General features: G+C 54.6%; 11 protein-coding genes. 8 read left to right on the forward strand and 3 right to left on the reverse strand.

All coding sequences use genetic code 11. The features are described 5' to 3' along the window. Position 1: 1 nt before the first annotated feature. Both ACVWYY_RS10810 and ACVWYY_RS10815 read left to right on the forward strand, forming a co-directional pair. Positions 2-778, forward strand: coding sequence for an SAM-dependent methyltransferase (locus ACVWYY_RS10810; RefSeq protein WP_414358094.1), 777 nt, complete (start codon positions 2-4; stop codon positions 776-778). After that, on the forward strand, positions 778-1,110 hold the full coding sequence (locus ACVWYY_RS10815) for a cupin domain-containing protein (protein ID WP_011433845.1): 333 nt from the start codon (positions 778-780) through the stop codon (positions 1,108-1,110). The genes ACVWYY_RS10810 and ACVWYY_RS10815 overlap by 1 nt, the downstream gene beginning before the upstream one ends. Here ACVWYY_RS10815 and ACVWYY_RS10820 read toward each other — a convergent pair. Further along, entirely contained in the window at positions 1,107-1,994 is an 888-nt protein-coding gene (locus tag ACVWYY_RS10820) for a TVP38/TMEM64 family protein (RefSeq protein WP_228375352.1), read from the reverse strand. The genes ACVWYY_RS10815 and ACVWYY_RS10820 overlap by 4 nt on opposite strands. A 133-nt stretch (positions 1,995-2,127) precedes the next feature. Between ACVWYY_RS10820 and ACVWYY_RS10825 the strand changes: the two genes are divergently transcribed. Next, positions 2,128-2,802: a Fe2+-dependent dioxygenase gene (locus tag ACVWYY_RS10825; protein ID WP_011431398.1), complete on the forward strand. Its 675-nt coding sequence runs from the start codon at positions 2,128-2,130 to the stop codon at positions 2,800-2,802. On the opposite strand, the gene ACVWYY_RS10830 is transcribed toward ACVWYY_RS10825, so the two are convergent. Further along, positions 2,799-4,172 (reverse strand): di-heme oxidoreductase family protein, encoded by a 1,374-nt coding sequence (locus ACVWYY_RS10830; protein WP_011433844.1) that lies wholly within the window; start codon positions 4,170-4,172, stop codon positions 2,799-2,801. The genes ACVWYY_RS10825 and ACVWYY_RS10830 overlap by 4 nt on opposite strands. A 45-nt stretch (positions 4,173-4,217) precedes the next feature. Further along, the gene (locus ACVWYY_RS10835; protein WP_011433843.1) at positions 4,218-5,450 is read right to left on the reverse strand and encodes an imelysin family protein; all 1,233 of its coding nucleotides are present in this window, start codon (positions 5,448-5,450) and stop codon (positions 4,218-4,220) included. A gap of 390 nt (positions 5,451-5,840) precedes the next feature. On the opposite strand from ACVWYY_RS10835, the gene ACVWYY_RS10840 reads away from it, so the two are divergent. From ACVWYY_RS10840 to ACVWYY_RS10860, 5 genes are all read left to right on the forward strand, one after another. Continuing rightward, entirely contained in the window at positions 5,841-6,875 is a 1,035-nt protein-coding gene (locus ACVWYY_RS10840) for a chlorophyll a/b binding light-harvesting protein (protein ID WP_457440519.1), read from the forward strand. 73 nt (positions 6,876-6,948) lie between these two features. After that, positions 6,949-7,458 carry a flavodoxin FldA gene (fldA, locus tag ACVWYY_RS10845; RefSeq protein ID WP_414407903.1) on the forward strand — a complete coding sequence of 170 codons (510 nt, stop codon included), beginning with the start codon at positions 6,949-6,951 and terminating at the stop codon, positions 7,456-7,458. A gap of 48 nt (positions 7,459-7,506) precedes the next feature. Further along, complete coding sequence (locus ACVWYY_RS10850) at positions 7,507-9,087, forward strand: chlorophyll a/b binding light-harvesting protein (protein WP_457440521.1); 1,581 nt, start codon at positions 7,507-7,509, stop codon at positions 9,085-9,087. Between the two features lie 189 nt (positions 9,088-9,276). Further along, positions 9,277-10,068: an alpha/beta fold hydrolase gene (locus tag ACVWYY_RS10855; protein WP_457404068.1), complete on the forward strand. Its 792-nt coding sequence runs from the start codon at positions 9,277-9,279 to the stop codon at positions 10,066-10,068. A 194-nt stretch (positions 10,069-10,262) separates the two neighbouring features. Continuing rightward, entirely contained in the window at positions 10,263-10,688 is a 426-nt protein-coding gene (locus tag ACVWYY_RS10860) for a universal stress protein (RefSeq protein ID WP_414374511.1), read from the forward strand. Positions 10,689-10,851 lie beyond the last annotated feature (163 nt).

A 10,851-nucleotide genomic window follows, 5' to 3' on the forward strand; every position in this document is an offset into this window, starting at 1 on the left:
TATGTCTAAGCTGGACTCAAAAAATGCACCTGGACACCAGGTACTGGCTGCGGCAGGTAAAAAGGCACTTCGACCGGGGGGCTTTGGCGCTACCGAACGGCTCTTCAAGTTTGCCGAGTTCCGTCGAGGAGAAACTGTGCTGGAACTTGCCTCAGGCCTTGGCTACACGGCTATTCGATTGGCAAAGCGCTATGGCATACATGTTACCGGCATTGAGAAAAATCCAGATAACATTGCTCGCACTCGCGCTAATGTTTCTGCAGCAGGGCTAGCCGGCCAAGTTGAGATCCTCGAGGGCGATATCTTTCACCTAGATCAAATCGATCAGAAATTTGACTATGTCTTGGCGGAAGCTATTTTAACAATGCAGTCCGATGCAGGAAAATCTAAGATTTTGTCAGGGATTTACAATTGCCTCAAGCCAGGGGGTAAGTTCCTCAGCCATGAGCTGCGAGTTGAGGGATCCAACAGCGACGCTATCCGCAAGGAGTTATCCTCCGTAATCCATGTCAATGCCAATCCTTTATCTACTGACAGCTGGCTTGCAACTGTTCAGCAAGCAAATCTTACGGTTGTCCAGTATGCCACCGGCCCCTTAACTTTGCTCAATCCCGTTGCTATTGCTACAGAGGAAGGATTGCCGACGCTCTTAACTATGGTGTGGAATGTGCTTACACGTCCTGTAATCCGGCAGCGGATCTTATCTATGAAGCAAATCTTTAGCCGATATCGAAATAACCTAGGCTACATCATACTGATTGCCAAGAAGGAGGCTTAATGATGTCTCTTGTCTCCCCTGAGTCACCTTTTTTGCAGCTCAAAGATCACATTGCTTATTCTGTGGAAGGAGTTCTCAGCAAGATCATTTGGAAAAGTGAAGTCTGCCAACATACTCTTTTCTGTATGGCGGGAGGCACAAGTATTTCCGAGCATACCTCCACAAGGGACGCTACTCTCCACGTCATTGAAGGAACTGGAGTCTTAACCCTTGCAGGTGAGAAGATCTCTCTATCTCCGGGCATATTTGTCTTAATTTCGGCAAATGTTCCCCATGAGTTAGAAGCCACTGCTGACCTTGCTTTTGTTCTGACTTTATCAAAGGCAAGTTAAGAACGCCGCCTTTTACTCAGCCAGCCGCTTAACATCGCCAAAGCAAACATTCCCAGCAAAGCAAAGCCCAGCAGCCACCTTCCCTGCTCTAGGATCCCTGCCCCCAGAGCCACTACTGGGGGTGTAGAGACGGCAATGCCCAAAGCTAGGGCGAGAAGAAAGTTCTGCCATTTTATTTGGGTTAGGCCGGCGGCGTAGGCGACAAAGTCGAATAGGCCCGTCATTAAAAAACCAGCTGTAAGAAAAATATTGTTTTCCAGATAGTTAGCTGAAAGGGCATCGACTTTGTACATCCATTGTCGCCCAACTACTCGCTGTACTAGGTCTCTACCAAACTTTCTGGCTAGGTAGAAGTTAAGTGTACAAGAGATAAAATCAGCAATTGCAATGTAAAGGATTCCCGATCCAAATCCAAAGAGGGCTCCTGCCAAGATGGAGTAAAGGGTGCTGGGTATGGCAGGAATAATAATACTCAGGGAGCGTAATCCAATCAGGGCAAGGGGTGCCCAGGGGCCTAGTTTTGCTATAAATTCTCGAGTTGCCTCTGGATCTAAGCGACGGGCCAGCAAGATGGCAGCTAACAGGACAACAAGCAACAACAGCAGTGAGAGGATGTCTTTCCTTTTTCTGGAATTGATTTTGCTGCTAGAGGACAAATCCTCTGAGGGGGTAGGGGACGATCCTACTGACTCGCCATCTGCTGACTTGTCAAAGGTAGTGCCGGGCGGATAATAGAGTTCATCCTTCAGGATCCAACCTGTTTTCTGTTGCAGATAGGCATGTGTGCTCAAGCCCAGACGCTTTGCCTCGGTGGCAACAGCCTTGTAGTCTAAGCCCAATAGCTCGCAGAGCTCTTTTTGTCGAATACCAGAAGGTGGCTGCATAGGGCAAAAGATCTCTACTTTCTCTGCTAGATGCTTAAGGTTTCCGAGGGATGCTCGAAGTAGGCATGATTTTCATAAGGCTTGTTTTGCTAGTGTAGAAAGTGTCATGTATTTTGCTTTTTAGAGGTTGATAATGATCTTGTGTATTGGCGATGTTCTTAGTTTAGCAGAATTGCAACAGATTCTGTCCCTCATAGCCGATGCTGAATTTGTGGATGGTGCTCTGACGGCAGGCTGGAATGCCAGGCTTGTCAAAAACAATAGGCAAATGCCAAAGGGATCCCTTCAGCAACGGAAGATAGAGGAGATTATCTTGGCAGCTCTAGAGCGTAATTTGTTGTTCCAGATGGCTGCCCGGCCCAAGCTCATTCATTCCATTTTAATTAGCTGCTACGAAGCGGGAATGTCCTATGGCACTCATACCGACGATGCGCTGATGCTCGATCGGCATCAGCTGATGCGCACGGATATTTCCTTTACGCTATTTCTAAGTGCCCCTGAAGACTATGATGGCGGTGAGCTGAAGATCGAGAGTAGCGAGGGGGAGCAAGCCTACAAGCTGCCGGCGGGTGCTTTGATCCTCTATCCTGCTTCCACCTTGCACCGAGTTGAGCCTGTAACCCGTGGGATCCGCTATGCTGCCGTCAGTTGGGTTCAAAGCCTAATTAGGGATCCGCAAGAACGCGAGATCCTCTTTGATTTACAGACTGTGCGGCAGCAGATGTTTCAGGAATCGGGCAAGACACGCCACTTTGATTTGATCTCCAAAGTTTACGCGAACCTGCTGCGGAAATGGGCAGAGCTCTAGAGGGATCGAAGAAAATAGAGCAGGGCTTCTCTGTCTTCAGCAGCCATATTTTTAAAGATCTCGCGGGAGCGTTCAGCTTCTCCCCCATGCCAGAGAATGGCCTCCTCGAGGCTGCGGGCGCGGCCATCGTGCAAATAGCCGGAGGAGGGCAGAACTGTCTGCGACAAGCCGATGCCCCACAAAGGGGGGGTGCGCCATTCTCGGCCCGTGGCCTCGAAGTCAGCGCGGCCATCTGCTAGTCCTTCGCCCATGTCATGCAACAGCAAATCGGTGTAGGGGTGGATGACTTGGTTGGCCAGGGCAGGGATCTCATGAATGCCGGTTTGTAGCTCTGGTCGGTGACACTTGGCGCATTGGGCTTGGACGAAGAGCTTTTCCCCTCGCTGAACTTGGGGATCCTGCCAAAGGGCGCGGCCAGGCACGGCCAGGGTTTGCACGTAAACGGTTGTCGCTTGGAGAGTGGCCTCGTCGATATCTTGGCTGCCATCCGCGGCCGGAAAAAGAGGATTCGTGACACCCATGTCGTTGGCGTAGGCGGCCGCAGTTTGTTGCCTGAGGTTGGGGGTATTGGCTTTCCAACCAAACCGTCCCAGCACCAGACGCTGCTGCTCTTGATCCCAAACCAAGTTGGGGCGGCCAGAGATGCCATCCCCATCGGCGTCGTCAGGATCGGCTGCTGCCAGGATCCTAGAAGCGGGAACGGCCTCCAGTAGGCCCGCTCCAAACACCGGCTGGGGGATCCGCAGGGAGATGAGGACAGGATCGATGGGCGATCCCTCCAGAGTTAACAGCTTTACAACAGGAGAACGCAGCCTGTAGGGAGTTCCGTCGGCGTACTCTCTGGTCTGCTCTACCCAGTGCAACTCCACCTTGGCCTCTGGCCGATAGCCCCGAACGGCCTTTTCTTGAACCTGCGTGCCGATGCCGGCCACAGGGGGAGTGTTGCTATGAGGAGCAATGGCCTCCCATCCAAAAGGCTGGGGATCCCCGCTTCTATCCAGGGATCCAACCTGGCTGACTCTGACGACCCGCTGCCCCTTGTCAGGAAAACCTCGGCCGTTTTTAACATGACAACCGGCGCAGGAGTTGTTGTTGAACAGAGGCCCAAGGCCGGGGTTAACAGGCGCCGGAGCGGTGACGAAGCGAGCCTCAAAGGCGATGTCCCCCAGGGCATGCAACCTGGCCCAGCGGGGATCCAAGTTGGGAGCCGGCTGCTCGTAGGCTGTTGAGGTGCGGTTCCAAAGGGTTGTTTCGCCACCCGCTCGAGGGGGCAATGGCTGGGATCCCTCTGGGGCAGCGGGGAAAGCCAGAAAGCTCGCCGCCCAAAGAGAGGCCAATCCCAGCATGAAAATCTGGAGAAGACGACGCATCGGCTATCAAAATATCGGCAACTCAGCTCTTTTGGGACTTTCTTACTACTGCAGGAGCGGCACAACTTCCTGAGCAAAGCTGTCGAAAGCGTCTTCAATTTTTTCCATAGCGGCAGTAATAGATCCACGGGCATTGGCATCGCAAAGGCTTTTTTCGATAGGGGCAGGGATCCCCTGGAGAGCCGCCGCCGCTGCTTGTAACTCCGACTGAATTTGACTATCCAAATTGGGATTGATGTCCCGGACAAATTGGCTCAGGCCACGACCTTTTCTATCTCTAAATCCGCCCAAGTAAGCATACTGAACGCTGCGCACATTGGCCTGGAACTCCGGCAGCGAATGGTGGGCAAAGCGACTTTCCAGCAGAAAAGGATTTTGCTGGGCGAAGGCTTCGCCAATTTTGACCTTGCCCAGCTCGTCCAACATGCCGAGAATACCTTGGGCTATTTCTTCAGCAGCAGCTTGCAGCGTGAGATAACTCTTGCTGCCCTCGCCGGCTTTTACCCATTCTTCGCGAAAAGCAGGCAGCCCTTGCACTCCCTCTGTCCAGCTTTTGAGCAGCTTTGCCGCCGTATCCGCCAAAACTGGGCCAAGGGCAGCCAAGTACTCCCGATCCCGCTCGGTAAAGTCTTGCAAAGACTTGTTGTTATCCACGCCAAAGAGCAAGAAGGCCACGGCATGAAATCCCTTTTGCCCGCTTTCCAACTCGGCCACGGTCTCTGGAGTGAGGGGATCGCCGCTGTTGAGAACTTCCAGCACCTCCACCTCGTTCAGGGGCCATTCGTCCAAATCCGCATCCAGCCCCAAATAAGCCGCCGGCCCAAAGGCAAAAGCCTCGCTCTCCTCCCAAGTGATGCGGGCAACAGACCAAGCCTGGCGAGCCGCTTGCAAAGTCTGGGCATTGGGATCTTGCACGAAGGCCTGGATGGCCTGAGACAGGGCCTGGGTATCGGCGACCAACTGCTCATAGGCAGGGATCACCACCTGATCGGCAAAGTCGAGCAAAATCTGCCGATCCTGAAACCGCTGCTCAGGAGAGAGCACAACGGCTGGCCGGCGAGAGCCTGCCCCTTCTTCCCCACCCTCGCCGCCGCCATCCACCGGGATAGGCCGACACTCCGGGTTCATTTGAGCTGCCTGCTGAGGCGAAGCCTGGCTCAGGGCCGGTGGATCCCCGCCGCCCGCAGCCGAGGGATCCTTTTGGGTTTCCCCGCAAGCGGCCCCGCTGACCAGAACATAAAGCCCTATCCCCGTCCACAGCTTCAGATACCTCGACATCTCCTCCGACTCCTTTGCCCTCGACTTGGCCAACTTTGGCTTGATTGTAATCCAGCTATTGCGACTCAATCTTAAGAAGGGAGAGATTTTTATCACCGGCTGCCACCGGATCGCCCGGCTCGTCCCTCTGCGGGCCAGCTTCCATCTGCAGCTTCCCCAGGTGGGGCTATGGGCGGATACAAGTCCGACTCTTAACAAAACTTAACTCTAAAGACATTGATATTTGTTTGCAAGAAGCCTAGAGTAGGTCACAGCTCGCTGTTGAGATTTACTCTCAACAGTTGGTTACGTGTCTCGAAAGGATGTGTCCGTGCGGCCAGAGGCGGGCCTGGGGCAAGGTCTCTGGCCTTTTCCTAGAAAAGCTTGTTTAGAAACGCAAGAGGAGCGGAGATGACAGCGACGACACTCAAGCAAGAAGGGGGATCTAGCTCGCAACAACAGATCCCGTGGTGGGCGGGCAACGCCCGTTTGACCGATCTTTCTGGCCGGCTGCTGGGGGCGCATGTGGCCCATGCCGGGCTGATCGTTCTCTGGGCAGGGGCGATGACCCTGATCGAGTTGGCCAAGTTTGACCCCAGCCGACCGATGTATGAGCAGGGGCTGATTCTCTTGCCCCACCTGGCCAGCTTGGGGCTGGGGGTGGGATCCGGCGGGGAAGTCCTGGATACGGATATCTACTTTGCGGTGGGAGCGATCCACCTCATCAGCTCTGCCTTTTTGGGGTTTGGCGGCATTTTTCATGCCCTGCGCGGGCCGGCGGTGCTGGATCCCAAAGCCTTTCCCCTGTTTAGCTACGACTGGCAAGACAAAAACAAGATGACCACCATCCTAGGGATCCACCTGGTGCTGCTGGGACTGGGGGCATGGCTGCTGGTGCTTAAGGCAACAGTGTTTGGCGGATTGTTTGACCCTGGGGTGGGAGAGGTGCGCACCATCCTTCCCAATTGGAATCCGTTTGGGCACCTGTTGGGCGCGGAAGGACGCCATTGGATAGCAGGGGTGGACACTTTAGAAGACGTGGTGGGCGGCCACCTCTGGCTGGGCTTGCTCTTGGTGGCGGGGGGCATTTGGCATATCGTGACCAAGCCTTTTGGCTGGGCAGAGCGAATTTTTGTCTGGTCGGGAGAGGCTTATCTTTCCTACAGCCTGGGAGCTTTGGCCTTGATGGGGTTTATTGCTGCCTATTTTGTTGCGGTTAACCCAGTGGTTTATCCCGAAGTTTTCTATGGGCCGCTGCTTCAGGTGGGCTTGGATCGCTATCCCTTTTTTGAGCAAGGAGAGGCTCTCACGTCTAGGGTTTGGCTGGCCAATGCCCACTTTTGGCTGGCCTTTTTCTTCCTTCAGGGCCACCTTTTCCATGCCCTGAAAGCCCGAGGATTCAATTTCCGTACCGGCAGAGTAGAGCTCGCTGCACAGCAGGCCTAACGGCACGCTGAAGGCATTGACTATCTAGCCATCTGATTTTGAGCTTCGCACTTGCAGTTTCGAGGTAGGAGCAATGGCAAAAATAGGTCTATTTTTCGGCACTCAAACCGGAAATACCGAAAGAGCTGCCGAGATGATTCAAAAAGAGCTGGGCGAAGACAATGTAGATTTAATTGACATTGCCGAGGCCAACATTGAGGACTTTGAGAAGTACGACTACTTAATCATCGGCTGTCCAACTTGGAATATTGGGGAGCTTCAGGCTGATTGGGATGGTTTTTTCCCAAATTTGGATGAGATCGATTTTTCCGGTAAGACGGTAGCCTACTTTGGAGTTGGGGATCAGTTGGGCTATCCCGACAACTTTCAAGATGCCATGGGGATCCTGGCCGAAAAAATTGCCGAGCGTGGCGGCAAAAATGTCGGCTCCTGGCCTACAGAAGGCTACGAGTTCAACGAGTCTAAGGGAGTGGTTGACGGTGAGTTTGTCGGCCTTGCTCTGGACGAAGATAACCAACCAGAGCTGACGGAAAAACGAATTAAAGAGTGGACGGCCAAACTCAAAACACTCTTCAATCTGTAATCTCAAACTCGGCTTCTTAGCTTGTTGTGGATACTGTGGGAGTTTGTCATGACTGGCGCAGTTCTATCTTCATCGCCTACCTCTGCTGAGGGATCCCCTCAGGTGAGCTGGCTGGCGGGCAATGCTCGCTTGGTGAATCTGTCCGGAAAGCTGCTGGGGGCCCACGTGGCCCATGCGGGGTTGATCATGCTGTGGGCCGGCGGCATGACTTTGTTTGAGGTGGCCCACTGGGATCCAAATCAACCTATGTACAGCCAGGGGCTGATTTTGTTGCCCCATCTGGCCAGCTTGGGCATCGGCGTCAACGCAGAAGGGGTGGTTACGGATCCCTATCCCTTTTTTGTCGTGGGCGTTCTGCACCTAATTGCCTCGGCAGTGCTGGGGGCAGGAGGGATCTTCCATGCCCTTTTGGGACCAGAGGTGCTGAGCAAGGGGAAAACCTTTGCCGAGTTTTTCGGCTACGACTGGGAAGATGACGACAAGATGACCACCATCCTCGGCATCCACCTGCTGCTGCTGGGGCTGGGTGCATGGCTGCTGGTGGCCAAGGCTCTCTTTTGGGGAGGGCTGTACGATGCCAACCTGGGCCGCGTGCGGATCGTTGCGGATCCCACCCTCAATCCGCTGCGGATCTTCGCCTACTTGACGCCGCTGATGGGTCAGCAGGGCATGGCCGCCGTGGACAACCTGGAAGACCTGGTGGGGGGACACATCTACGTGGGCCTGCTCTGCGTGCTGGGGGGATGGTGGCACATAGCCACGCGCCCCTTTGCCTGGGCCAAGCAAGTCTTGATCTACTCGGGCGAAGCCTACCTCTCCTACAGCCTGGGGGCCCTGGCTTACATGGGCATCTTGGCGGCCTATTTTGTCAGCGTCAATGAGATCGCCTACCCTGCGGCTTTTTACGGGCCGCTGGGGCTGGCCGCTGACGAAAGGGGAATTGTAAGCAGCCGTACCTGGTTGGCTACAGCCCACTTTGTCTTGGGGATCCTGTTTTTGGCGGGGCACATCTGGCATGCCATCCGGGCGCGGGCGGCGGCCAGCGGCTTTGACTTCCAGCGCGGGGGCTGGGTGCGAGCCACAGATCCCCAGGTGGGCAACTTGGACACGCCGGTAAACCAGGGCGATCTCACCCTGCTGCTGCTGCAAAACCTGCCCATCTACCGGGAGGGCTTGTCGCCTTTCCTGCGCGGTTTGGAGATCGGCATGGCCCATGGGTACTTCCTGGTGGGGCCGTTTTACAAGTTGAGTCCGCTGCGGAATTCGGAGCAAGCCCTGACGGCAGGTACGCTGGCGGCCATTGGTCTGGTGCTGATCCTAACGGTTTGTCTTTCGATCTATGGACGAGTCTCTTTTCCGCGCTCGCGGCTGGTGGCGGTGGTGAACACCCCCTATGGAGAGGTGGCCTATCCGACGCCGGGAGTGCAACTGATGGCGGAATCGCAGGGATCCCCTCAGCCGGTGCGAGTACCGGCAGGATCGGAGGACTTGCCCGAAAACTTGCGCACCCGTGCCGGCTGGAGCCAGTTGGCGGGAGGGTTTCTGGTGGGCGGCGTTGGCGGTGCCCTGTTTGCCTACATGCTCCTGAACAGTGCGGACGTGTTGGCCCAGATTTTGCCTGGGCTGTGAATGAGGTTTGAGGCTCCCTGGTTCGGGGATCTGCAGAAAGGAGAGGGGTATTGTCCCCTCTCCTCTATCCAGATCGGCTCGGATCCTTTGGGCCGCATTTTCCAATGGCAATTGCACTGTTCACAATTGCATGGTTCAACCGCACTTTGCCGGTTGGTTTCTGGCTACTGGACTTTGTAGATCTTTTGTTTGGCTAGCAGCCTTGATGGTTTTAACAGTCGAGATGGAATAGCGAATATGAGTTTAAGCTCCGCTTCTGCGCTCGCTTTTGAGGCCCTGTATCTGGGCATTTCTCCCAGTCTCAAGCTCTTTGATCAGCCTTTATTAGGATCCCTGAGGAAATGCTTTCGGATAGCATACTGGGAGTACCACCAAACCCAGGATGAGCCTTGTAGCCTGGAGACTGTAATCACGCTGCTATACGAATATCTCAAAGCTTGGGATCGACCCGTTCATCTTATCGGCCACGGCTTGAGCGGGGTGGCCGCTTATCTTTTTGCCTGCCGTTACCCACAGCGGGTACAGTCTCTGACCTTGCTGGCCGTGGGAGGTTGGCCTGCTACCACTTGGCATGCCCATTTCTATGTGCAGCGAAAAATCTTTTGCTGGAGTCGGGAACAACTCTTGGTGCGTATAGCCCAGAGCCTTCTACCTACTTCAGAACAGTGGCGAGCACGCTCACTCTCCTATGCTCTGGCTAAAGATTTGGATACTTCTCCCATACCTCACTCCCTATTTCAGGTGATAGCGATTCCAGCCCAGAAAGTGTCGGTGCCGATGTTGGTTTGCGCCAGCAAGGATGACCCCATTGTGGATCCTGCTTCGCTCGAGAAGTGGAGAAACCACCTAAAGCCAGGGGATCAAATGTGGTTTTGCCCTGGGGGGCGACATTTTTTTCATTATTCTTTTCCAAGTTTGGTCAATCTGAAAATAATGGATTTTTGGCAGGAATTGCGTAAACTTCAGCCCAGCATGGCTTAGGGCGGCTGGACTTTCGCGGGATGATAGAATGGCTACTCATCCAAACAGCAGAGGAGCTCCGTTTGCAGCTAGGGCGAAGCAGCCCAGGTGGAGCCCCTGACAACAGGAAAACGGGCAGGGGTGGAATGAGGCCATTGAGCTCCCGGTAAAATTGATAGAATAGGGCAAGCCCCCAACTTGGATAGGGAATGGGCTTGACCGCGGAATCCGCGACTATGTTCGACAAGCTGCTCTTTCCCATCGACAACTCGCGTGAGACCAGCCACGCCTTGCCCTTGGTGGCAGACATAGCGCAGCGCTACAAAAGTCAGGTGTACTTGCTCTCTGTACTGGATGCCGCGGAGCTGGACGCGGAGAGGGCGGAACAAGCTCGGCAAAACATCCACAACCTGCTCAAGCAAACGGAGTCTGGCCTGCATCAAATCGGCCTCAACAGCGTCAAGAGTGAGTATCGAGAGGGAAAGGTGCCTTTTGTCATCTGTGATGTGGCAGACGAGCTGGAGATTAGCCTAATTGTAATGGGATCCCGCGGCCTCACCCTCTCCGGAGAGGGGCAGAATAACTCTGTCAGCCACCGCGTGATCGATCTTGCCCCCTGCCCGGTGTTGGTCGTGCCCTGAGGAGAGGGATCCCATTGACCAAAAGGCGCGGCAAGCCCCGTCCTTCAGGGCGGGGAAGGATAGCGCCGACCGTAGCCGACGCCCTTTAAAAACGCAGTGCCGGCCATGTGAATATCGTTGTCATCACGCATAGGCCAAGAATACGATTGAGCGGTGCAACGAC

It is taken from the genome of Thermostichus sp. MS-CIW-34 (assembly GCF_054060435.1).